This window comes from Sphingorhabdus sp. YGSMI21 (assembly GCF_002776575.1).
Taxonomy (GTDB): Bacteria; Pseudomonadota; Alphaproteobacteria; order Sphingomonadales; family Sphingomonadaceae; genus Parasphingorhabdus.
In genome coordinates this window covers 2,917,782-2,941,271 of sequence record NZ_CP022548.1, presented here as the reverse complement: position 1 = coordinate 2,941,271, position 23,490 = coordinate 2,917,782, and the positions used below count along the sequence as shown (strand labels likewise).

Genomic DNA, 23,490 nt, shown 5'->3' with positions numbered 1-23,490 from the left:
GGCTCAGCCCTTCACCCGACCCAGGCTGCTAGACCAGTCCAGTCGACGGGTGACAAACATCACCCCTGCAAGAGCCGCAAAGATCAGCAGCGATCCGATCAGCAGCGAGTAAGCCTGCAGGCTGAGCAATATGTAGATTGCGCCATAGAGACCGGCCAGCAATCCGCCGACCAGACTTGCGCTACGCCAGCTCGACAGAACCGAGGCCGAATAGGCCGTTATCAGCCCGATGGTTGCCGCCGACGCCGCGATGAAGGCGAGCGCGAAACCGATGATTTCTGCAAAAGCCAGCAGCAACACGAAGAACAAGACCAGCGCCGCACCGATCAATATATATTGCACCGAGGATATCCGCACGCCGCCGATCAGATCGAACAGCAGAAAGGCGACAAAGGTAAAGCCGATGATCAGAAAGCCGTATTTTGCGGCCCGGTCGACCTGGCCATAGAGATCCACCGGCTGGATCAGATTGACCGTTGCGCTTGCCGACGCGCTGCCGCTGTCGGGCTGGAACTGCACCCTCTCCAACGCCGACCCGGGGTTGACCTGTGCTCCCTGCTGCATGGAAACCAGCGAACTTCCCAGAGCAAGATTGGTGATGACATATTTCGCCTCGAAGCCCTCGGCGGTGACCTTGCTTTCCTCCGCTTCCGGCAGGAAAAGTCCGGCGAAGCTGGGGTGCGGCCATTTTGACCGGACCGTCCATTCCGTCAGGCCCGCATGGGGCGCAATGGTCAGGCTCTCGTTGCCCTTGAAACGTACGGTGAAATCCGCTGCCAGCCCGCCCTCGACGAGAGCGCTGGCATCAACCCAGGCGTAAAAGCCGCTGTTGGCGGTTTCACCGAGCCCTCTGCCCGGCTTGAGGCTCAGCTTCTCCCCCTCCACAGTGACGCTGTTGTCACCCGCCAGCCCGCGCGCATCGGACAAGCCAAAGCGCAGCTCGGCCCCGGCAAAATCAATGTCCTCCATCGCAATCCCGTTGCGCTCGAAATCGTCGGGCAGTCTGAACATAGCCGATCCGATGACATTGGTATCGTAGACGACGACTTCATATATCGCGCGCTTCTTGGTCGAGGTCTTGAGTCCGCTGTCCAGCGTCAGCTTTTCCGGTGCCAGAAAGAGTTCGCGCTGCACGATATTGGTCCGGGTGACGGTCTTGCCGTTTTGCTCAACCGTTTCCTGCAGCGCAACATTATAGGGCAGCACCAGTTTCGGCCCGGCAAATATCTGCTCCCCGCCCCAGCCCGACACGATCGAATGCTGCGCGGTCTCGCTCTGGCTTTGCCGGTCATACACCAGCAGCCATGTGGCGAACAAAGGTATCGTCAGCAAAAAACCCATTAGCAATACCATCAGGAATTTGCGGCCGGGGGACCGCTCCTCCCTGGTCACCCCAAAATTTTCGTCAGTTTTATCCATGATTTCATTCCCTCTTCCAGTGCAACAAAGGTTGCTTGCGGGACGCGCGCGTTCGTCTAAACTCCCGCTCTGACCATTATCCAACCTGCGACGAACAGTGGCGCATGTGCGTCCAATCGAAAGGCCGTTATGAATATCTCGGATTGCCACAATGTGAATGACTTCCGCGCGCTCGCCAAAAAACGCCTGCCCTTTCCGATATTTGACTATATCGACGGCGCAGCGGACGACGAAGTCACTCGACGGCGCAATACGACGGCCTATGAACGCTGCGATCTGGTCCCCAACGTCCTGGCCGGCGTTGAGAAGATCGACATGAGTACGACCGTCATGGGCCAGAAGCTGGCGATGCCTCTGTTCCTGTCCCCAACGGCGCTGCAACGTCTGTTCCACTGGCAGGGCGAACGCGCGGTTGCCCGGGCGGCAGAGAAATTCGGAACCTATTTCGGCATTTCCTCGCTGGGCACGGTCAGCATCGAGGAGATTGGCGAAAGCATCAGCACGCCGAAAATGTTCCAGCTCTATGTCCACAAGGACAAGGACCTCAACCGGTCGATGGTAGAGCGCTGCAAGGCCGCGAAATTCGACGCGCTGACGCTGACCGTGGATACAATCGTCGGTGGCAACCGCGAGCGCTGCCTGCGCTCCGGCTTCACCAGTCCGCCGCGGATCACCCCGACCAGCTTCTGGAGCTATGCAGCAAAACCGGCCTGGGGCCTGAACTATATGTTCCGCGACAAGTTCGAACTGTCCAATCTGAAAGACCATGTGTCGGAAGGCACGAGCGTGCCCAATAGCGTCGCCGACTATTTCACCAATATGCTCGACCAGTCTCTGGACTGGAAAATGGCGGAGGAAATAGCGAAGGACTGGGGCGGCGAATTCTGTCTGAAGGGCATCATGTCGGTCGCCGACGCAAAGCGCGCGGTCGATATCGGCGCCACCGCGATCATGGTGTCCAACCATGGCGGACGGCAGCTGGACGGCAGCCGTGCCCCCTTCGACCAGCTGGCCGAGATTTGCGATGCGGTCGGCGACAAGCTCGACGTCATCTGCGATGGCGGCATCACCCGGGGCAGCCATGTGCTGAAAGCGCTCAGCGTCGGTGCCAAGGCCTGCTCGGGCGGACGCCTCTATCTCTATGCTCTCGCTGCGGCCGGACAGTCGGGGGTTGAGCGAATCCTCTCTTTGCTGCAAGCTGAAATCGAACGCGACATGAAACTAATGGGCGTCACAGCGGTTGATCAGTTGAACCGCGACAATCTGAGATTTCGATAACCGGCGCGGTCAGGGGATTGAAATGAAAAATATGAGCAAATTTGCCGGCCTGCTACTGGCCCTCTCCGTTCCGGGGACAGCCGTGCTGGCGCAAAATGGCGCGCAGGAAGATTCGACGCTGGAACAGGCGGGCAACAAGGTTACCGAACCGTTTGACGGCAAGGAAGTGCCGCAGAAGTTGCTGGATATCCAGGACGATCCCTATTCGCTCAGCGGTTTGCGCAACTGTGCCGCCATCATTGCCGAGGTCGAGGAGCTCAATGCCGTGCTCGGCCCGGACGTCAACGAAACGGTCGACAAGAGCCTGGCCAAGAAGCGCGAACAGACCGCGGCTCGGGTGGCCGGCAGCGCGATCGGTTCGATCATCCCGTTCGGCGGGATCATCGGCGAGGTGACCGGCGCCAATGCCGAGCGGCGGCGCTATAATCAGGCGATCTATGCCGGTACTGTCCGGCGCGGATTTCTGAAAGGCGTCGGGCTGCAGCGGGGATGCAAGGCACCCGCGCGACCGTAAATCAACCTTGGGGGCAACAAGGGAGACATATCATGGCGTCAGCCGGATATATTATCATTGCCGGGCTGGCCGGCCTGTCACTGGCCGGACAGCCGTTGCGGGCAGCTTCACCCAATGTCGAACGACCGATGGTCGACCATGTCGAGGACGCGGTTACGCAGCCGGCCAAGGATATCAACCTGAAGAAGGACGAAATCCCTCCGCGATTGCTGGAAATCCAGAAAGCACCTTATGACCTTACCGGCATGACCGGTTGTCGCGCCATCACCACGGAGATCGCCAGCCTGCGCCCGATGCTTGGCCCCGACATCAATGAAGACCCGCTCATTTCGCGCGCCGAAAAGCGCGAGCGCAGCGTCAGCCGTGTTGCCGGCGGCATACTGGGTGGTTTCATCCCCTTTCGCGGTGTGCTCCGCGAGGTGACCGGTGCCAATGCCGCGCGGGAACGCTATCAACGCGCGCTGTCCGCGGGCTTTGCCCGCCGGAGCTTCCTCAAGGGACTGGCGGTGAGCAAGGGATGCATGCCGCCGCCATCGGTTTCATGACAATATTGCAGTCAGCGCCTGTTCGCGCCTGGTGCCTGGCGATTGGCTACCGGAATGTGTCGACAAAAAACCATATCGCGATGGCCGCCAGCATGATCGCAAACCCGCGCCGCACCAGCCCGGCATAGGGCCCACTGGTCAGCCAGCCATGAGCGCGGCCAGCTAGCAGTACGATGGTGATATGAATCAGCGTCGCGATGGCGACATAGGCGATCGAAAGCTGCGCGGTCTGCATCGCCACCGGTCCATTCTGGACAACATGGACCGGCAGAACCGCTATGAAAAACAGAGCCGCCTTGGGATTGAGCAGATTGATGATCAGCCCGCGCCGGAAATAGCGCGCCGCCGAACCGTTTCTGTGCACTGCCGACGGCGACACTTCCCGCTCCACGCTCCACGCTTCCCACGCCAGCCACAGCAGAAAAGCCGCTCCGGCATAGCGCAGCAAATTGAATATCAGCGGCGACGCGTGCGCGAGCTGTGCCAGCCCCAGCGCGGAGGCCGCCGCGACAATTGCCAGCCCCAATCCGATTCCCGCTGTCGCCGCAAAGCCCGCCCGCCGTCCCTCGCTGGCGCTGAGCAAAGCCAACCAGCCCATATTCGGGCCGGGCGTCAGTTCGACCAGCAGGACCACGAGCAGGAATGAGGGAAGCATTGGGGCGAGCATCGGGTGTTTCTATCGGGATTGATGAATGGGGGGAAGTGTCTGAAAGTTATTGCGAGGCCGGTTTAACAGTTCCAGCCTCTAATGCCGGCGCAGACTGGCATCCAAATCATTCTCGCCTTACGCACAGACTGATGAAACGCGCCTATCTCTATATCATGACCAACAAGCCTTTCGGCACGCTGTACATCGGTATGACCAACACGCTTCCCGCGCGCATATTCCAGCACAAGAACGGGACCGGCTCCGACTTTTGCAGGAAAAATGGCCTCGACCGCCTGGTCTACATCGAAGAATATTCTTCTCCCCATGAAGCGATCCGTCGGGAGAAGGCCATGAAAGCCTGGAAGCGTCGCTGGAAAACCGATCTGATCATCAAGGCCAATCCCGGGTGGCGCGATCTATGGGATGATTTAAACGCGTAGCAGATAGTGACTGCATGCGTCATGCCAGCGCAGGCTGACATCCCAACCAATGGCGCGATGAGGAAACAGCCTTCCCTCATTCAAGTCCGGGTTAGGCCCCAGCCTGCGCTGGGGTGACGGCAGAAGCATATCGCGAAATCACCCTGTCATGCCAGCGGAGGCTGGCACCCAAACCAATGGTGCGGTGGGGAAACAGCCTTCCCTCATTCGAGTCCGGTTTGGGCCCCAGCCTGCGCTGGGGTGACGGCAGAAGTATATCGCGAAATCACCCTGTCATGCCAGCGGAGGCTGGCACCCAAACCAATGGTGCGGTGGGGAAACAGCCTTCCCTCATTCGAGTCCGGTTTGGGCCCCAGCCTGCGCTGGGGTGACGGCAGAAGCATATCGCGAAATCACCCTGTCATGCCAGCGGAGGCTGGCACCCAAACCAATGGTGCGGTGGGGAAACAGCCTTCCCTCATTCAAGTCCGGTTTGGGCCCCAGCCTGCGCTGGGGTGACGGCAGAAGCATATCGCGAAATCACCCTGTCATGCCAGCGGAGGCTGGCACCCAAACCAATGGTGCGGTGGGGAAACAGCCTTCCCTCATTCGAGTCCGGGTTAGGCCCCAGCCTGCGCTGGGGCGACAGTTAGCAGCGGTTGTTGCTCGGAACTTCGCCCGAATTAATAAACCCGCTTCTTCGGTTTCACATAGGTTGCTTCGTCGGTCAGCGTGTAATCATGCACGGGGCGATAGCTGATTTCGCTCTTGCCGCCCTTGCCGCCCCAGCCTTCGAAGGTGATGACCGTGTGCTTCATCCACTCCTTGTCGTTCCGGTCTTCATAATCCTCGTGCATATGCGCGCCGCGGCTTTCCTTGCGGTTGGCGGCGGCCTTGATCGTGACCATTGCCTGGCTCATCAGATTGTCGAGTTCGAGCGTCTCGATCAGGTCGGTGTTCCAGATCAGCGAACGGTCGGTCACGCCAACATCGGCGAGTTTCGCATTGACCTTGTCCATCGCGGCAACGCCCTCTTCGAGCAGCTTGTTGTCGCGGAACACGGCGGCATGCGCCTGCATCGTCTTCTGCATTTCGAGGCGCAGGTCGGCGGTCGGGATCGAACCCTTGGCGTTGCGGAAATGGTCGAGACGTTGCAGCGCCAGATCGGCGCTATCGGCCGGTAGCGGCTTGTGCGACGCGTTCGGCACCAGCTTTTCCTTGAGCCGCAGGCCGGTCGCGCGGCCGAATACCACGAGATCGATCAGCGAGTTCGAGCCGAGCCGGTTGGCGCCGTGCACGGATACACAGGCCGCTTCGCCGACGGCGTAGAGCCCTTCGACAATCGCGTCCGGATCATCGGCCGTCGGATTGATCACTTCGCCATGATAGTTACAGGGGATGCCGCCCATGTTGTAATGGACCGTCGGCACCACCGGCAAAGCTTCGCGGGTCAGGTCGACGCCGGCGAAAATCTTGCCGGTTTCGGTGATGCCGGGTAACCGTTCGGCCAACACTTCCGGCGCGATATGGTCGAGATGGAGATAGATATGGTCCTTCTCCGGCCCGACACCGCGGCCTTCGCGGATTTCGGTGGCCATGCAGCGCGAAACGACGTCGCGGCTGGCCAGATCCTTGGCGCTCGGCGCGTAGCGTTCCATGAAACGCTCGCCTTCGCTGTTGGTCAGATAACCGCCCTCGCCGCGTGCGCCTTCGGTGATCAATACGCCCGCGCCGTAAATGCCGGTCGGGTGGAACTGGACAAATTCCATGTCCTGCAGGGGCAGACCCGCGCGCAGCACCATGCCGCCGCCGTCGCCGGTGCAGGTATGGGCAGAGGTCGCGCTGAAATAGCAGCGGCCTGAGCCGCCGGTCGCCAGCACGACGGCGTGGCTGCGGAAACGGTGGATCGATCCGTCTTCGAGACAGAGGGCAATCACGCCCCGGCATTCACCGTCTTCCATGATCAGGTCGATCGCGAAATATTCGATGAAGAAATCCGCGTCATATTTCAGGCTCTGCTGATAGAGCGCGTGCAGCATCGCGTGGCCGGTCCGGTCGGCAGCAGCGCAAGTGCGCTGGACCGGAGGCCCCTCGCCCATATTCTGCATATGGCCGCCGAACGGACGCTGATAGATGGTGCCGTCTTCGTTGCGCGAGAAGGGCACGCCGGCATGTTCCAGTTCGTAGACCGCCTGCGGGGCTTCGCGCACCAGATATTCGATCGCGTCCTGGTCGCCGAGCCAGTCGGAGCCCTTGACCGTGTCATACATATGCCACTGCCAGTGATCGGGCGTGTTGTTGCCGAGCGATGCGGCAATACCGCCCTGCGCCGCAACCGTGTGCGAGCGGGTCGGAAAAACCTTGGTGATGCAGGCCGTTTTCAGGCCCGATTCCGCAGCGCCCATGGTCGCGCGCAGGCCGGAGCCGCCGGCACCGACAACCACGGTGTCATAGCTGTGATCGATGATCTTGTAAGCAGGCTGGGTGGATTGTTCAGTCATTATGCTACCACTCCGGTAAAGGCTATTTTCGCGACCGAGAAAATTCCCAGAGCCGCACCGCCGATGGCGAAAAAGTTGAGGAGGACGATCAGGCCGAATTTGACGCCGTGATCCGGGACATAATCCTCGATCAGGACCTGCAGGCCGAGGCGCAGATGCCAGAAGATGCTGACCAGCATCAGCATCATCGGCACGGCGACCAGCGGCGAGGACATCCATTCGACCATCAGTTCATGCCCATATTGCGGCAGCCGGACAAGCGAGAAGACCAGCCAGAGCACCAGCAGCAAATTGCTGACTGCGGTCACCCGCTGGACTATCCAGTGATGCGCACCTTCCTGTGCCGATCCGAGGCCGCGTACCCGGCCGATATTGGTTCCTGAACCCATGTTCCGATTCCTGTTCTAAAGAATATTCTTGGAGGCGATGTAGAGCCACATCGCGCCGGTGGTGATGATCGCGGCCAGAGGCACGGCAACCGACCACATCTTGTTGGTCTGCAGTTCGTAGCCCGCACCCGCGTCCAGCACGAAGTGGCGCAGCCCGCTGTACATATGCTCGAAAAAGGCAAAGCTCATGCCGACAAGAACGATATAGCCGATATAGCCCCAGTTAAACCAGCTGAGGAAATAGTCATAGCTTTCCGGCCCCGCGGCAATTGCGTAGAGCCACCAGACGAGCAGCGGCACGCCGACCAGCGCCATGGCGTCGCCGGTTGCCCTGTGAAGAATGGACACCAGCATATGCGGCCCCCATTTATAAACCTGCAGATGCGGTGAAAGCGGTCTGTTCGATGCTGAACCTGATACGCCGGACATTATATTCCCCTGAACAATATCTCCGGATGATGCCGGAGTCTTTGAAATAGAACCAATCCCTTAGCGAAAAGCGCGTATCATGCAAACCGGATGCGCTCTATTTAGACAATTTATTAGTGCAAAATTTTTCAGGCCAATTGCAAAGCCCGAAATCTGCATCATTGATGGACGCGCGCGCCCTGTCGTTCTAATCCATCGGGCATGAGCAACAAAAAAACACATATATTGGTCACCGGCGCCAGCCGCGGCATCGGTGAGGCCATCGTCGACTCGCTCGGCATGGATAATGTAACGGTCATCGGTCAAAGCACCGCCGGCGGAGATGATCTGATCGCGGCCGATTTTACGCAGGACGGCTCGGCACCCCTGCTGTGGCAACAGGCGCTCGACCGGCTTGACGGACGCATAGACGTGCTGGTCAACAACGCCGGCCTGTTCCAGCCCAACCCGCTCGCCGCCGACGACTGGCTGGAAAGCTGGAACCGGACCATGACCATCAACCTGACGGCATCGGCGGAGCTGTGCCGCTTCGCAGTCCTGCATTTTCAGCAGCGCGGCGAGCCGGGCCGGATCGTCAATATCGCCAGCCGCGCCGCCTATCGCGGCGACAGTCCCGACCACTGGCATTATGCCGCATCGAAAGGCGGCATGGTGGCAATGACCAAGACCATCGCCCGGGCCTATGCGAAAGACGGGATACTGGCTTTCGCCATCTGCCCCGGCTTCACCATGACCGGCATGGCCGAGGATTATCTGGAAAGCCGCGGCGGCGACAAATTGCTCGCCGATATTCCGCTCGGCCGAGTTGCCCTGCCGGAGGAAATCGCATCCATCGCCCGCTATTGCGCGCTCGATGCGCCACCCAGCATGACCGGTGCGGTGCTCGACGCCAATGGCGCGAGCTATGTTCGATAGGAGGAGAATATCATGACCGAAGAAACGACAAAGAAAAAGCCCAACTGGCTCGTCTGGCTTTTTGCTGCCTTCGGTCTTGCCGGAGTCGCGGCTGTTATATTCATAGCCATCATGATCGCAAACATCGGCGGCGGAGGCCGTGAGGAGAGAGCGCCGCTGGCTGTCGCCGACGGGGAAACAAAATATAGCATGGGTCAGGTGATAGATCTTCGGGGCAATGACCTGTCAGCCTTGACCATCATCAGTGGCGATAGAAATGCCGGCTGCGGATCATTCTCTAGCAAAAGCTATCGAGAGAATATCACGCATAACTTGATCTTCTTTGATCGAAATACCCGGAAAAGTCGAAAGCTACTGAATGACAACAGGGGCAAGGTGATTGCAGCGGTATTTTTACCGGACCAGGAAACCGGATTCCCGCTCGCCATCGGCGATGGAATGAATGATGCCACAAATGTTGCTGAGGCCGCAGCACAGGCGGCGATGGAAGCGGCGGGAATTGTCGGCGCCGAAGAGCGCGATCAATTTAAACGCCGCATGCCATTGAAAAATTACATGGCAATTGTAGCCCTGCAAGATGGCGAGACTATGAAAAACAGTCTGTTGCTAGGTCGCCTCTCCGACGGCAAGCAGGTGATGACCTTGGATGGGGTTGAAACCGTCAGGCGCTTTTGGATCTTGTCCCCGACGGAAGTAGGAATGATTGTTCAGCGAAATGGCGAAATTTTCCATCATATTGCGAATTTTGAAAGCCTTTCGATCACGCAATCAACCAAGATTGAAGTCAACTAGATGATCGCCCGCGAACATCTGGACACCGCTCCCATCCCCGGCGGCGACGAACTCCGCCTGTTCCGCCGCGCCCTAAAAGGTGCCGACGAATATTCGATCATGCTGGGTCGCATAGAATTGATGAACAGCCGGCTCAGCGGATCGGAAGAGGCGCTGGCCACCCTCGCCTGCGAACGGCTGGCGGTGAAAAACCCGCGTATATTGATCGGCGGCTATGGCATGGGCTTTACCCTGCGCGCTGCTCTGTCGGTCTTGCCGCCACAGGCGCATGTCGAAGTGGCCGAACTGATTCCGGCCATCGTCCAGTGGGCGCGCGGGCCGATGGCGGATCTCTCGCAAAAATGTCTCGAGGACAGCCGCGTGACCGTCACCATCGGCGATGTCGCAAATGTGATCGGCAAGGCGGAGCGCGACTATGATGCGATTTTGCTCGATGTCGACAATGGTCCGGACGGGCTGACCCATGACGCCAATGACCGGCTCTACAGCATGGCGGGCCTGGCCACGGCGAAAAAGGCCTTGCGCTCCAATGGCATATTGGCGGTCTGGTCGAGCGAAGGCGACAACCGGTTTACAGCGCGCCTGAAAAAATCCGGTTTCGCCGTCGAGGTTAAAACCGTCTCCGCCCGCAGCAATGGCAAGGGCGCAAAACATACGATCTGGCTGGCAGCAAATCGCTAGGGGCGATCTAGAAGCGAATATCAAACGCGACAAAGCTTACCAGACCGGCGATTGCCAGCACCAGGCTGCTTGCCGCCAGCGCCGCCACCGCCGCGCGCCCCTTTTTCCAGCCTGCGGTAAAGCCGGCCACGCCGGTCTTGAACAGCATATTCGCCAGTACCGTCATTGCCAGCACAAAGCCGGCCAGATCCGACATTATCGTTTCCTCAGGCAGCGCCCCCAAAGTGATGATCGCGGCATCGACGTCGAATGATCCCACTATCAGCACCAGATAGGCAATCCCGCTGCTTCCGTATTTTGCCTCGGCCCAGCGCGCCGCCAGCGACATTGCCGCGACGGTCAGCGCAAAGAAGAACGCCGGCAGCAGGCGGATGGGGTTGCGTGTTTCCACGCTCTCATCCGACCGGGCAGCCCCGCTCCGGCGCAGCAGGAGCAAGCCGATGATGGCGGCCACCAGCGCCGCAGGGGCGAGAATCATCGCCAGCGGCACGAAGGCAAAGCGCGCGAGCAGGAAAGTCAGCAACAGCACCCGGATATACATGACCGAGGACGCCAGCGCGATGCCCGCCGACAGGGTGCGACCTGCCGTCTCTTCCCCGCGCAATCGTTGCGCCAGCGACGCGGTCACTGCGGTGGAACTATAGGCACCGCCAATGACGGCGGTGACCACCGTGCCATGAGCGGCGCCGAATATCCGGTTGGCGACATAGCCGGCAAAGGAAAGACCCGTCACCAATATGACGACAAACCATAATTGCTGCAGATTGAAGGCCTCATAAGGTCCGAAATCGCGGTCCGGCAGAAACGGCAGGACGGCGAGCGCGATCAGGGCAAAGCGGATCATCACATTGATGTCGGTCGGCCCCAGCCTGCGCATAAGTCCGTGCAGTTCCGACCGCATCGACAGCAGGCCGGTGACGATTGCCGCCCCGGCCATCGCCAGCGCCGGATAGCCGCTCCCCGCCACCAGACCGAGACAGAGCGTCAGCAGCGAGACCACGAAATTGGTGATGCTGCGCCCGTCCGGCTCGTGGATGGTCTTGAAATGGCTGATCGACAACATCGCCACCACGCCGGTCAGCAGGATGGCGGCGATGACCAGATTCAGGCTTTGCGAGATCAGCGCGACCAGACCGCCGAGCCCGGCGATCAGGCCGAAAGTGCGAATCCCGGCGACCCGTGCGCCCTTGTTCTCGTCGCGCATCGTCCATCCGCGCTCGACACCGATCAGCAGGCCCGCCGCCAGCGCGATCGCAAGGTCGCGATAAATAAGCCATTCGCCGGAGAATTCCGTCAGCATGGCAAGGGCATCGTCCCGCGGTGAAATCCGGATCTTGTCATCATCATCCAGCCTTAGTGAAAGCCGGCCCGGCATTTGCCCATGCGTAATTACCCGTAGGAAGTGGGCAGATCGCCCTGCAGACACCGTTGCGCGGTCCAGTCGAGAAATATGCGCCGTGACGCTTTTACCCTCTCACGGCGCTGGCATTGAGCGGCAAGCTCGGCTAACGGCTGCCCATGCTTAATTTCAACAATATAACCGTGCGCCTCGGCGGCACCGTGATCCTCGACGGCGCGACCGCAGCCCTGCCCCCCGGCGCACGGGTCGGCATGATTGGCCGCAATGGCGCGGGCAAGTCGACCCTGATGAAGGTGATCGCGGGCATGCTCGAGCCCGATGACGGCAGCGTCGACATGCCCAAGGACGCGCGCATGGGCTATATCGCCCAGGAAGCGCCCGCCGGACAGGACAGTCCGCTTGATACTGTGCTGGCCGCCGATACCGAACGCGCGGCACTGCTCGAAGAATCCGAGACCGCGACCGACCCGCACCGGATCGGCGAGATTCACGAGCGGATGAACATGATCGACGCGCACAGCGCCCCGGCGCGCGCGGCAAAAATCCTGATCGGACTCGGCTTTGACGAAGCGGCGCAGCAACAGCCGATGGACAGTTTTTCCGGTGGCTGGAGGATGCGCGTGGCGCTCGCCGCCCTGCTCTTCTCGCAACCGGAACTGCTGCTGCTCGACGAACCGTCGAACCACCTCGATCTCGAAGCGACCATGTGGCTGGAGAATTTCCTGACCAGCTATCAGGCGACAATCCTGGTGATCAGCCACGAGCGCGATCTGCTCAACAATGTTGTCGACCATATCCTGCATCTGCAGCATGGCACCACCACCCTCTATCCCGGCGGCTATGACGCGTTTGAGAAGCAGCGGGCGGAACGGCAGGCGCAGCAGGCCTCCGCGCGTGAAAAGCAGATCGCCCAGCGCGAAAAGCTGGAATCCTTCGTCTCCCGATGGGGTGCCAAGGCGCATAGCGCGAAACAGGCGCAGAGCCGGGTCAAGGCGCTGGCCCGCATGGAGCCAATTGCCGCCGCAATCGACGATCCCTCGCTGAGCTTCCATTTTCCGAGTCCCGCGGAACTGAAACCGCCGCTGATCACGCTCGATGATGCTGCCGTCGGCTATGGTGACAATATCATTCTCTCCGGCCTCAATATGCGGCTGGATCCCGACGACCGGACGGCCTTGCTGGGCCGCAACGGCAACGGCAAGACCACGCTCGCCCGGCTGCTCGCCAGCCAGCTGGAGCCGAAAAAGGGCGCGATCAACAAATCCGGCAAGCTGACCGTTGGCTATTTCACCCAATATCAGGTCGAGGAACTGGACACGTCGGACACGCCGCTGGAACATATGACCCGCCTGATGAAAGACGCCAAGCCGGGCGCCGTGCGCGCACAGCTCGGCCGCTTCGGCTTTTCCGGCGACAAGGCGACGATCAAGGTCGGCAAGCTGTCCGGCGGGGAACGCGCCCGTCTGGCGCTGGCGATGATCACCCGCGACGCGCCGCATCTGCTGATCCTCGATGAGCCGACAAACCATCTCGACGTCGACGCGCGCGAAGCCCTCGTGCACGCGCTCAACGAATATAGTGGCGCCGTCATTCTCGTCAGCCATGACCGTCATATGCTCGAGCTCACGGCTGACCGGCTGGTGATGGTCGACAGCGGCAAGGCCGAGGAATTTGCCGGCACGCTCAAGGATTATACCGATTTCGTTCTCGGCAAGAACCAGCCCGGCTCCTCGGGTGGCAAGTCCGGCAGCGGCAACCGCAAGGAAGAACGCCGCGCCGCCGCCGAACGGCGCAAGCAGCAAGGGGAGTTGCGCAAGACCGTCTCGGCAGCCGAAAAGGAAATGAAGGTCCTGGCGGAGGAAATCTCGGCCATCGACCGCGCCATGTTCGATCCGGCCAGCGCGGCGGCGAAACATGCCGACCTCTCGATGACCGAATTGATGAAGCTGCGCGCCGAACACCAGGACAGGCTCGACAAGGCCGAAGCCCGGTGGATGGAAGCCAGCGACCGACTGGAACAGGAAAATGTCAATGCCTGAGCGGCACATCTCTGACTGGATAGTCCGTTGAGCGGCACCTGGAAGGTCTCGATCCCCTGCACCCGCGCCGAAGCACGAACGCTGGCGGCGGACAATCTGTTCATTTCTTCCAGCGATTCGACGCCGACCATCGTCGCCAGCGAAGTCGACGCCAAGCGGCCGGACGAATGGATGATCGACGTCTATTGCGAGGAAATGCCCGATCCCGAGATGGTCGAGAATCTCTTGCAGCTGTCGCCTTCGGCGGAAGCCGCCGGATTTCAGCCGATTGTCACTCAGCTGGGGGATGAGGACTGGGTCACGCTGAGCCAGCAGGGCCTCGAACCGCTGCGCGCCGGACGTTTTCACGTGCACACCTCAAGCGACCAGCCATCCGGCAATCCCAAGCTGACCAATATCTGCATCGATGCCGGGCAGGCCTTTGGCACCGGCCATCATGAAACCACCATGGGCTGCCTGCAAAGTCTCGACCGGCTCAAGAAAACCGGCCACCGGTTCCGCAATATCGCCGATGTGGGCACCGGCACCGGCCTGCTCGCCTTTGCCGCGCACCATCTCTGGCGCGACGCGAAAATCATTGCCAGCGATATCGATCCGGTCGCAGTCACGGTCACCGGCGAAAATGCGCGGTTGAATGATATCCCGCTGGGCAATGGCCGCAGCCAGATCCGGCTGGTCCAGAGCAACGGTCTCGATCATCCCGCGCTCAGGCAGCGCGCACCGTTCGACCTGATCATCGCCAATATTCTCGCCGGTCCACTGGTCGCCCTCGCCCCGCAAATCGCTGCCGCATCAGGCGCCGGGACGGTGCTGCTGCTCGCCGGCCTGCTAAGCCGGCAAAAGGCCGAAGTGGTCCGCGCCTATATCCGCGAAGGATTTCGCCTAAAACATTCCCGGCTGGAAAACGAATGGCCCTGCCTGACTCTGGTCAAGGCGAAAAAATATGGCTGGACCCGCAAGCCTCACCGCAAAAAGTCGCCGCTGGCATCGGATTATTTCGGGGAATGCTAGTGCTCCGCACCTGATGCGGAGCTCTGTCGGCACCTCACCATCACGCGGGCCGGGCTCCGTATCAAGTACGGAGCACACGCATAATCAAACGACCGTAGCCTCACCCGCCTGCGACCGCGCATAATCCTGCGTCCCTTCGGTCAGCACCACATCACCCTCGACAATCTCGGCAATCCTGATGTCCGGCAGACCGGCAATCTTGTCGTATAGCGGCTTGAAATCCGTCTCCACCGTCACCCGCAGCAGCTCGTCGAGGCTGGGAATGACGAAATAATTCTGCTGGTAATCGTCGATTCTATACTCGGTCCGCAAGACCCGTTCGAGATCGAACAGGATCCGGTTGGGGCTGGGATCATCGAGCGCAAAGACGCTCTCGCCATAGCTGGAGACAATGCCCGCGCCATAGATGCGCAGACCCTCGGCCTCCTGGATCAGGCCGAATTCCACGGTATACCAGTAAAGCCGCGCCAGCTGTTTCAGCGTGCCGAATTTCAGCGCCCTGAGCCCGCCGCGGCCATAGGCCGCCATATAGTCGCCGAACCGTTTATCCGCGAGCATCGGCACATGACCGAAGACATCGTGGAAAATATCCGGTTCCTGCAGATAGTCGAGCTGGTCCCGCCGCCGGATGAAATTGCCCGAGACGAAACGCCGGTTGGCAAGATGGTCGAAAAACACGTCATCGGGCACCAGACCGGGAACCGCGACAACCTGCCAGCCCGTGGCATCCATCAATATCCGGTTGAGCTCCTCGAAATCGGGGATACCGGGCCGTGACAGTTTCAAAATGTCGATGCCGTCGAGAAACGCCTGCGCCGCCCGGCCCGGCAGCATTTTCTGCTGGCGGGCGAAGAGAATATCCCAAGTCTCGTGGTCTTCCGCCGAATAGCGTTGCCAGTCCTGGTCAATCGTCCAGTCGGCATTTGCGTGCGCTGGCGGCTTGTCATAGACATGGGTTTCGGTTTCGGGGGTATCGAGCATGGCCGCATCCTACAGCAGAAAAGGTTTCGATGGCAACTACAGCGCTTAAATGGTTGAAACGCATGGTGGTTGCATCGGGCGCGATCCTTTGCGCCTATCTGCTGGCGGCGCTGGCCGGCAGCCTGCTGCCCGCCAATCAGCACTGGCAAAGCCCCGAAGACGGCATCGAACTGTTCATCGAAACCAACGGCCTGCACAGCGGCATCGTCATGCCGATCTGGAGCGATGTCCATGACTGGACGCCCTTGGTCCGGCCCGAGCATCTCGCCGACCCGTCATATTATGGCAGCCACATTTTGGTCGGCTGGGGCCATGAAGGCGTCTATCGCAACACCCGGCAATGGCGCGATTTGCGCGCAAACGACGCGATCAGCGCGATATTTGGCAGCGACGATGTACTTGTCCACGTCTACCACCTGAAATATCCACAGGCTTATCCCTATTACCGCCGCCCCCTGAAAGTCAGCGAAGCGGAATATCGCAAAATCGCCAGTGCGATCGAAGCGCGCTTCGCCCTCGACGATCAGTATCGCTCCCAACCGTCCCCGGGCTATGGCCAGGATGACCTGTTCTACCAGGCGAACGGCCATTACAGCGCCTTCTACACCTGCAACAACTGGACCAGCGACATTCTGCAACAGGCTGGTATTCGCACCGGGCGCTGGACACCCTTCCAGGGCGGAGTGATGCGCTGGGTTCCCGGAAATAGCAGAGTGAACCGTTCGCACTGAGCTTGTCGAAGTGCGGCTATCTACTCGCCATGGTCCTTCGACAGGCTCAGGACGAACGGAGGGCGGCGAGAATTCCGTTCATGGTGAACCTGTCGAACCACGACTCCCGGTCGCGACGGTCCTTCGACAAGCTCAGGACGAACGGGATTATCAAGCCCCTCCTTTTCAAAGGAGGGGTTGGGGTGGTTTCTCCCGTCGAAAATCGTCGCCAATTTTATGACAGCTCGCTTGCTTTTTCACTGAAGAGCCTAATCCCCTGCCCGACAGCAGCAAAACCGTTCGTGGTGAGCCTGTCGAACCACGCCGGTCGTCTGATCACAGCCCTGCGACCAGCGCAGAGCGAACGGTCCATAGTCTAGCCACCCGCCAGATCGCGCAACCCCGCGCCGTCCTTTATCGTCACGAAACCATAGCCCGGCTCGATGAGTCCGCCGCCCTGCAGCCGGGTCAGGGCCTTGCCGAGCGACACCCGCGACACGCCGACCAAGTCGGCCAGTTCCTGCTGGGTGACGGTGAGCCGCGCACCGTTCCCCTGATCGCCGCAAAGCTGGGACAGCGCCAGCGCCAGCCTTTGCGGCACCGACAGGCTGCGGCTGAATTCGACCAGATCGAACGCATCCTGCACCGTCAGCGCCATCGTCTTGAGCAGCAGGCCGGTCACCGCCGGATCGGCATCCATCAGGCTCCGGAACTCGCTTTTTCCGATCCGGATCAGGCGGCAATCGCTGCCGGCAATCGCGTCGACCGTCCTCGGAAATTCGCCCATGAACGCCAGTTCGCCAAATGTTTCACCGGCGCCGAGCAGCGCAAACAGCGTCAGCCGCCCGTCGAGGCCATAGCGGCCGACCTGTACCGATCCGCTCTCGATATACCAGAATTCCTTCGCCTCGTCGCCGCGTTGCTGGATGATCTGGCCGCGGGCAAAGGCCCGCTCCTGTCCGCGGGCCAGCAAATCCAGGCGTATCCGCTCGGGAAGTCCCTGCACAAAGCCGGTCCCGGCAACCGGAGCAGGCGCGTTCATGAAAATTCCCAAGAATGACAAAAAGTTTGCATTTCAGGAGATGTACAGCGGCTAAAGAAAATCTGCAAGCCATCCTCCAGGGAGAGACATGATGCGGCCCGAACTATTGGCAATCACCGGCATATTCCTCGTCTTCGGACTGCTGGAATTTTTCCGCACCCGGCTGTTCAGCAAGCCCGACCAGACCCGCGACGACGCGCTGGTCGAGATCATCGGCTCGTTCGTGCTGCTGGTCATCACCCAGCCCGGGATCATTCTCGCAGCCCAGTTCATCCTCGGCAATGTCGCGCCGCAATGGCAAGGCGCTCTGGCCGGCATCCCTCTGATCGCCGCCATTGCCCTGTTCTTGGTCTTCGACGACATGATGCAATATTTCTGGCACCGGCTGTCGCACAGCGTGCCCTTTCTCTACAATCTGCACCGCTCGCACCATAATGCGCGCTATATGAGCGTCCGCCTCGTCTACCGGAACAATATCTTCTATTATCTGACCATGCCGAGCATCTGGTTTTCCGGTGCGCTGATCTATCTCGGTCTCGGCTGGGTCTATGTCGGTTATATCATCGTCAAAATGGCGGTGATCGTCGGCGCGCACAGCGATGTCGCCTGGGACGCGCCGCTCTACAAGATCAAATGGCTGTCACCGGTCATGTGGCTGGTCGAACGCACCATCTCGACCCCGGCCACGCACCATGCCCATCACGGCCGCCACAAAAGCGACGGCGTGACCCATTATAAGGGCAATTTCGGGAACCTGCTATTCTTCTGGGACGTGCTGTTCGGCACCGCCCATATCACGCGCCGCTATCCCGAGAGCTATGGCGTGGAAAATCTCGCGCCAGCCACTTTGGGTCAGCAACTCGCCTGGCCGATCTTTCCGGAGAATAAGGAAGGCGGCCATGGGGTGAAGGAACTGGCGGCGGTGGAAGCGACTGCAAAGGTCTAACTTGCGTCATTGCGAGCGAAGCGAAGCAATCCAGAGCGTCGCTCGCCGCTCTGGATTGCCACGTCGCTTTCGCTCCTCGCAATGACGGTGGCACATCCGACAGCTATTGAGAGAATAGCGTTCGCACTGAGCCTGTCGAAGTGCGCCTCTCGACCGAACACTGTCCTTCGACAAGCTCAGGACGAACGGCCTTGGCCGGATTGCCCCTTCTCCCGTGCGGGAGAAGGGTACAGAGCCTTGCTGAGGAACGAAGCTAGGCGGCGTTGGATGAGGCTGTTCTGCTCTCTAAAGCCCAGTACGCCCTCATCCAGCTACGACTAGGCAGTCAAGCTGCCAAGTCTTCGCATCCTTCTCCCGCACGGGAGCAGGATGCATAAGCCAGCTAGTTCTTATCGAGGCAAGCCGCTCTACCCCGCTGCCGCGACAATCTCCGCCCAGGCCGCCTCGTCAATCACTTCGATCCCCAGTTCCGCCGCCTTTTTCGCTTTCGATCCCGCGCCCGGTCCGGCGACCACCAGATCGGTTTTCGCGCTCACCGATCCGGAAGCCTTGGCCCCCAGCGCCTCGGCCTGCGCCTTGGCTTCGTCGCGGCTCATGGTTTCCAGCTTGCCGGTGAAGACCACCGTCTTGCCCGCCACCGCGCTGTCGCGGGTTTCGACGATATAGTCCGGCGGGGAAACTTCGTTCAGCAGATCTTCCCAGACCGCGACATTATGCGGTTCGTGGAAGAAATCGGCGAGCGCCTGCGCCACCGTCGGGCCAACGCCATCGATCGACGTGATGTCCGCCCAGGCCGCATCACCCGCTTCGGTTCCGGTCGTCTCGCTCGCAGCTTCTCCGTTCGTGTCGAGCGAAGTCGAGACACCGGCATCCGCGCCCTCCCCGTCTCTCGACTGCGCTCGAGACGAACGGTATTTCTCCGATTCCTGCGCAGCCTCGGCAACTTCCCGCAATTTCGGCAAGGTCCGGAAATTCTTCAACAGGTCCTTGGCCGTCACCGTGCCGATATGGCGGATTCCCAGCCCGAATAGAAGACGGGCCGCATCGGGCTGCCGATTCTTTTCCACAGCCGCCAACAGATTATCCACAGACTTGTCCTGCCAGCCTTCGCGGGCAAGGATTTCAGCGCGATGGTCCCGCAGGCGGAAAATATCGGCGGGGCTTTCCAGCCAGCCCGCCTCGATAAATTCGGCGATGCTCTTTTCGCCGAGCCCGTCGATATCCAGCGCCACGCGGGAGACAAAATGGACCAGTCGCTGGAAGCGCTGCGCCGGGCAGATCAGACCACCGGTGCAGCGGACATCGACCTCGCCTTCCTCAGCCACCGCTTCGCTGCCGCATTCGGGGCAATGATCGGGGAAATGATAAGGCTCGCGTTTTGCGTCGCGGGTCAGATTCTCGACCACTTGCGGAATAACGTCCCCGGCCCGCTGGATCACCACCCGGTCACCCGGGCGTACGCCAAGCCGCTCGACTTCATCGCGATTGTGCAGCGTCACGTTGGAGACCACCACCCCGCCGACGGTCACCGGCTTCAGCCGCCCTACCGGCGTCAGCTTGCCGGTACGCCCGACCTGGATGTCGATGCTCTCCAGCGTCGTCTGTGCCTGTTCTGCCGGGAATTTATGCGCCAATGCCCAGCGCGGCGCCTTGGCGACAAAGCCGAGCCGCTGCTGCCAGTCGAGCCGGTCGACCTTGTAGACCACGCCGTCAATATCATAAGGCAGGTCCGCCCGTTCCGCCTCGATATGGCGATAATGGGAGAGCATATCGTCGAGCGTCTCAAAGCGCTTCACCAGCGGCGAAACCGGCACGCCCCAGCTCTCGAGCGCCTTCATGACGTCAAGCGCGGTCTCGCCCGGCACTTCGCTATGCACGCCCCAGCCATGCGCCCAGAATTTCAGCGGTCGCTTGGCGGTGACGCTGGCATCCTTCTGCCGCAGCGAACCGGCGGCGGCGTTGCGCGGATTGGCGAACTGCCGGATTTTTTCGGGATCGAAGTCGACGCCCTTCGCCTCCGCATCGGCCCTGCCCTCGTCCATCAGCCGCTCGTTGAGGCCTGCGAAATCGGCCTTGGCCATATAGACCTCGCCGCGGATTTCGAAAAGGTCGGGGACGGGAGGGGAAGAGTGCTCCTGCGAAGGCAGGAGCCCATCTCCCGCTCGCGCCTCGGCCGCACCCTCGGGAGATGGATCCCCGCCTTCGCGGGGATACAACCGCTCCGGAATATCCGCAATCATCCGCACATTGGCAGTAACATCCTCGCCAACCTGCCCGTCCCCGCGCGTCGCGGCCAGCACAAGTTCGCCCTTCTCGTAACGCAGCGAACAGGACAGCCCGTCAATCTTGTCCTCCGCCGTCACCGCCACCGGCGCGCCCTCGTCCAGATTCAAAAACCGCCGCACCCGCGCCAGCCATTCGGCAATATCCTCGTCGGAAAAACCGTTATCGAGGCTCATCATCCGTTGTTCGTGCTTGACCTTCGACAAAGGCGAAGCCGCCACCGCCGCCCCGACCAGCTTGTTCGGACTGTCATCGCGCACCAGATGCGGGAACGCCTCTTCGAGCTCGTTGTTCCGCCGCACCAGCGCGTCATAATCCGCGTCGGAAATTTCCGGCGTGTCTTCGGCGTGGTAGAGCTTGTTATGATGCGCAATCTTGCGCGCGAGACGCATCAGTTCGTTAGCGGCATCGGCTTCGGATATTGGCTTAGTCGTCATTGGCTGTAACCCAATCATCCAAACTCCCATCTTCGGCGGACTCCCCGCAACATTGCTTCAGCGCCCGCTCCAACAAACCAGTATCTTCATCCCACCAGTCGAGAAGCGATTGCAATGGCGCAACAAATAATTTGTCTGCAAGTATACCGGCAGCCTGAACGTCCAACTCGCCGACATTGTCGGAACATAGCCGATCAAGCAATATTGGGATTGCACGGCGATCTCGACGCCGGGCCAAACCCAATAAAGCCTCGGACACGGTGTCAAAATCACTATCGCAGGCTCGGAGCAAAAGCGCCTGCCTTATGGCCTCGGAATCTTTCTCGGTCTGCACGCCAAGCGTAAAAGTCGCCCAGTCGCGAACTTCAGCATCATCATGATCCATCCATTCGCATAATGCGGTTTCTGAGAAATCATCTGGATCGCGGCTTTGAAGTAGCAGTATAATATTTTTCTTATCACGTGGCCCTTGGGTCGTCGTCATCAAACCCCCTCCAGCAGCCGATCCGCTTGCGCTCTCGCCTCATCCGTCACATCCGCACCCGACAGCATCCGCGCAATTTCCTGCCGCCGGCCTTCATTGTCGAGCGCGCTGACATCGGTGCGCGACACCGTGCCGCTGCGCGACTTGTTGATCAGCATATGGGCGTCGCCCTTGGACGCGACCTGCGGGCTGTGGGTCACGACCAGCAGTTGCGCGCCGCGCGACAGGCGCGACAGGCGGTCGCCGATCGCCGAGGCCACCGCGCCGCCGACGCCGCGGTCGACTTCGTCGAAAATGATGGTTTTCAGGCCATATTCCTCTGCCAAAGCGACCTTCAGCGCCAAAATGAACCGCGAAAGTTCACCGCCTGACGCAATTTTTCCCAGAGGCGCGAGCGGCGCCCCCGGATTGGTCGAGATCAGAAACTCGATCCGGTCCATTCCACTTTTATTCCAATGGTCTTCGGGCATTTCTTCAAGCAAAGTCTCAAATCTGGCGGCATCCAGCTTGAGCGGCGCCAATTCGCCAGCGACAGCTTTATCCAGCGCCTTTGCCGCCTTGCTTCGTTTCGCCCGCAGGCTTTCTGCCGCTGCAATGTAGGATTTTCTGGCACCGGCCAAAGATACTTCCAAGTCTTCCAATGTCCTGCCGCCATCGCTGATCGCTGCCAGCCTTTTCTGGAGATCTTGGAGCAGGTCCGAAAGCTTGTCCGGTTCCACCCGATGCTTGCGCGCCAGTCCCCTCAGATCGAATAGGCGGGTCTCCATATCGTCGAGTCGCTGCGGGTCGAAACTCAGCGCATCGGCCGCTGCGTTGAGCTTGTCCTCGGCGTCGGTCGCGTCGATGATCGCCCGGTCGAGCGACTCCAGCGCCTCTTTAAGCAAGGCATGATCTTCGGCAATCATGTCAAGCCGCCGCGCCGCCGATCGCAGCGAGGCCAGCCCGCCGTTGGAGCCGTCAAAAGCGGCGCGAATCGCCTCGAGATCGCCGGTCAGCTTCTCACCCTTCATCATCGTCGCCCGTTCCAGCGCAAGCTCCTGCTCCTCACCCGGCTGCGGCGCAAATTTCGACAGTTCGGCCACGCTATGCTCGAGATAATCACGGTCGTTTTCCGCCGCTTCCTGCTCCTGCTTCGCTTGCTCCAGCGCCGACTTCGCGGCCTGCCAGTCGTCAAACGCTTCGCGGACCGCAACGCCTTCGACGCCGGCAAAAATATCGAGCAAAGCCCGGTGTCCCTTGGGATTGATCAGGCCGCGGCCATCATGCTGGCCATGGATTTCGATCAACTGCCCGCCCACCGCACGCAGAAGGGCAGCCGAGCAGGGCTGGTCATTGATGAAGGCGCGGCTGCCGCCGTCGGCCTTGACCGACCGCTTGATGATCAGCGGTTCGCCGGGCTCGATGTCGATATCATTTTCAGCCAGCGTCGCGGCCAGTCTGCTGCCCGCGGCTGGTGGTTCAAAACTGGCGGTAACCTGGGCTTTTTCCGTGCCCTGGCGGACCAGTCCGCTGTCCGCCCGATTGCCGAGCGCCAAGCCGAGACTGTCGAGCAATATCGACTTGCCCGCGCCGGTTTCGCCGGTCAGCACGGTGAGGCCAGATCCGAACTCCAGATCGAGCGCCTCAATCAATACGATATCGCGAATGGAAAGGGACTGCAGCACAG

General features: G+C 60.5%; 22 protein-coding genes. 11 read left to right on the top strand and 11 right to left on the bottom strand.

Annotation, left to right across the window (positions count from 1 at the left end):
- Positions 1-3: 3 nt before the first annotated feature.
- Positions 4-1,419 (bottom strand): cell envelope integrity protein CreD, encoded by a 1,416-nt coding sequence (gene creD / locus CHN51_RS14135; RefSeq protein ID WP_100094594.1) that lies wholly within the window; start codon positions 1,417-1,419, stop codon positions 4-6.
- 129 nt (positions 1,420-1,548) lie between these two features.
- Between creD and CHN51_RS14130 the strand changes: the two genes are divergently transcribed.
- From CHN51_RS14130 to CHN51_RS14120, 3 genes are read left to right on the top strand one after another with little or no spacing between them, the layout of a single operon-like run.
- Complete coding sequence (locus CHN51_RS14130; protein WP_100094593.1) at positions 1,549-2,697, top strand: alpha-hydroxy acid oxidase; 1,149 nt, start codon at positions 1,549-1,551, stop codon at positions 2,695-2,697.
- 22 nt (positions 2,698-2,719) lie between these two features.
- Positions 2,720-3,211, top strand: a complete 492-nt coding sequence (locus CHN51_RS14125; RefSeq protein ID WP_100094592.1) for a hypothetical protein — start codon at positions 2,720-2,722, stop codon at positions 3,209-3,211.
- Between the two features lie 32 nt (positions 3,212-3,243).
- Positions 3,244-3,756, top strand: a complete 513-nt coding sequence (locus CHN51_RS14120; protein WP_100094591.1) for a hypothetical protein — start codon at positions 3,244-3,246, stop codon at positions 3,754-3,756.
- A 46-nt stretch (positions 3,757-3,802) separates the two neighbouring features.
- Here the strand turns inward: CHN51_RS14120 and CHN51_RS14115 are convergent, their stop codons facing one another.
- Positions 3,803-4,423, bottom strand: coding sequence for a LysE family translocator (locus CHN51_RS14115; protein WP_100094590.1), 621 nt, complete (start codon positions 4,421-4,423; stop codon positions 3,803-3,805).
- Between CHN51_RS14115 and CHN51_RS14110 the strand changes: the two genes are divergently transcribed.
- Positions 4,399-4,845: a GIY-YIG nuclease family protein gene (locus CHN51_RS14110; RefSeq protein WP_346426327.1), complete on the top strand. Its 447-nt coding sequence runs from the start codon at positions 4,399-4,401 to the stop codon at positions 4,843-4,845. The genes CHN51_RS14115 and CHN51_RS14110 overlap by 25 nt on opposite strands.
- A gap of 662 nt (positions 4,846-5,507) precedes the next feature.
- On the opposite strand, the gene sdhA is transcribed toward CHN51_RS14110, so the two are convergent.
- From sdhA to sdhC, 3 genes are read right to left on the bottom strand one after another with little or no spacing between them, the layout of a single operon-like run.
- On the bottom strand, positions 5,508-7,325 hold the full coding sequence (gene sdhA / locus CHN51_RS14105) for a succinate dehydrogenase flavoprotein subunit (protein ID WP_100094588.1): 1,818 nt from the start codon (positions 7,323-7,325) through the stop codon (positions 5,508-5,510).
- Positions 7,325-7,714 carry a succinate dehydrogenase, hydrophobic membrane anchor protein gene (gene sdhD / locus CHN51_RS14100; RefSeq protein ID WP_100094587.1) on the bottom strand — a complete coding sequence of 130 codons (390 nt, stop codon included), beginning with the start codon at positions 7,712-7,714 and terminating at the stop codon, positions 7,325-7,327. The genes sdhA and sdhD overlap by 1 nt, the downstream gene beginning before the upstream one ends.
- Positions 7,715-7,729: 15 nt before the next feature.
- On the bottom strand, positions 7,730-8,143 hold the full coding sequence (sdhC, locus tag CHN51_RS14095) for a succinate dehydrogenase, cytochrome b556 subunit (protein WP_100094586.1): 414 nt from the start codon (positions 8,141-8,143) through the stop codon (positions 7,730-7,732).
- Between the two features lie 201 nt (positions 8,144-8,344).
- On the opposite strand from sdhC, the gene CHN51_RS14090 reads away from it, so the two are divergent.
- Genes CHN51_RS14090 through CHN51_RS14080 form a run of 3 tightly spaced genes read left to right on the top strand, consistent with a single transcriptional unit; the run spans position 8,345 to position 10,531 of the window.
- Positions 8,345-9,058, top strand: coding sequence for an SDR family oxidoreductase (locus tag CHN51_RS14090; protein WP_100094585.1), 714 nt, complete (start codon positions 8,345-8,347; stop codon positions 9,056-9,058).
- Between the two features lie 12 nt (positions 9,059-9,070).
- On the top strand, positions 9,071-9,850 hold the full coding sequence (locus CHN51_RS14085) for a hypothetical protein (protein WP_100094584.1): 780 nt from the start codon (positions 9,071-9,073) through the stop codon (positions 9,848-9,850).
- A complete protein-coding gene (locus CHN51_RS14080; protein WP_100094583.1) occupies positions 9,851-10,531 on the top strand; it encodes an MnmC family methyltransferase in 681 nt (226 codons plus the stop codon).
- Between the two features lie 7 nt (positions 10,532-10,538).
- Here the strand turns inward: CHN51_RS14080 and CHN51_RS14075 are convergent, their stop codons facing one another.
- On the bottom strand, positions 10,539-11,906 hold the full coding sequence (locus CHN51_RS14075) for an MgtC/SapB family protein (protein WP_100094582.1): 1,368 nt from the start codon (positions 11,904-11,906) through the stop codon (positions 10,539-10,541).
- 143 nt (positions 11,907-12,049) lie between these two features.
- Here CHN51_RS14075 and CHN51_RS14070 point away from each other — a divergent pair, with 143 nt between their 5' ends.
- Both CHN51_RS14070 and CHN51_RS14065 read left to right on the top strand, forming a co-directional pair.
- Complete coding sequence (locus tag CHN51_RS14070) at positions 12,050-13,930, top strand: ABC-F family ATP-binding cassette domain-containing protein (RefSeq protein WP_100094581.1); 1,881 nt, start codon at positions 12,050-12,052, stop codon at positions 13,928-13,930.
- A 27-nt stretch (positions 13,931-13,957) separates the two neighbouring features.
- Positions 13,958-14,941: a 50S ribosomal protein L11 methyltransferase gene (locus CHN51_RS14065; RefSeq protein WP_240616740.1), complete on the top strand. Its 984-nt coding sequence runs from the start codon at positions 13,958-13,960 to the stop codon at positions 14,939-14,941.
- An 84-nt stretch (positions 14,942-15,025) separates the two neighbouring features.
- On the opposite strand, the gene phhA is transcribed toward CHN51_RS14065, so the two are convergent.
- Complete coding sequence (gene phhA, locus CHN51_RS14060; protein ID WP_100094579.1) at positions 15,026-15,922, bottom strand: phenylalanine 4-monooxygenase; 897 nt, start codon at positions 15,920-15,922, stop codon at positions 15,026-15,028.
- 29 nt (positions 15,923-15,951) lie between these two features.
- Between phhA and CHN51_RS14055 the strand changes: the two genes are divergently transcribed.
- Entirely contained in the window at positions 15,952-16,653 is a 702-nt protein-coding gene (locus tag CHN51_RS14055; protein WP_100094578.1) for a TIGR02117 family protein, read from the top strand.
- A gap of 355 nt (positions 16,654-17,008) precedes the next feature.
- Here the strand turns inward: CHN51_RS14055 and CHN51_RS14045 are convergent, their stop codons facing one another.
- Positions 17,009-17,674: a Crp/Fnr family transcriptional regulator gene (locus CHN51_RS14045; protein ID WP_100094576.1), complete on the bottom strand. Its 666-nt coding sequence runs from the start codon at positions 17,672-17,674 to the stop codon at positions 17,009-17,011.
- 88 nt (positions 17,675-17,762) lie between these two features.
- Here CHN51_RS14045 and CHN51_RS14040 point away from each other — a divergent pair, with 88 nt between their 5' ends.
- Positions 17,763-18,620, top strand: a complete 858-nt coding sequence (locus tag CHN51_RS14040) for a sterol desaturase family protein (RefSeq protein ID WP_164089232.1) — start codon at positions 17,763-17,765, stop codon at positions 18,618-18,620.
- 407 nt (positions 18,621-19,027) lie between these two features.
- Here CHN51_RS14040 and ligA read toward each other — a convergent pair whose 3' ends face one another.
- Genes ligA through recN form a run of 3 tightly spaced genes read right to left on the bottom strand, consistent with a single transcriptional unit; the run spans position 19,028 to position 23,488 of the window.
- Positions 19,028-21,340 carry an NAD-dependent DNA ligase LigA gene (gene ligA, locus CHN51_RS14035; RefSeq protein ID WP_100094574.1) on the bottom strand — a complete coding sequence of 771 codons (2,313 nt, stop codon included), beginning with the start codon at positions 21,338-21,340 and terminating at the stop codon, positions 19,028-19,030.
- Entirely contained in the window at positions 21,330-21,824 is a 495-nt protein-coding gene (locus CHN51_RS14030) for a HEAT repeat domain-containing protein (protein ID WP_100094573.1), read from the bottom strand. Before CHN51_RS14030 ends, ligA begins: the two co-directional genes overlap by 11 nt.
- The gene (gene recN / locus CHN51_RS14025) at positions 21,824-23,488 is read right to left on the bottom strand and encodes a DNA repair protein RecN (protein WP_100094572.1); all 1,665 of its coding nucleotides are present in this window, start codon (positions 23,486-23,488) and stop codon (positions 21,824-21,826) included. Before recN ends, CHN51_RS14030 begins: the two co-directional genes overlap by 1 nt.
- Positions 23,489-23,490: the final 2 nt, after the last annotated feature.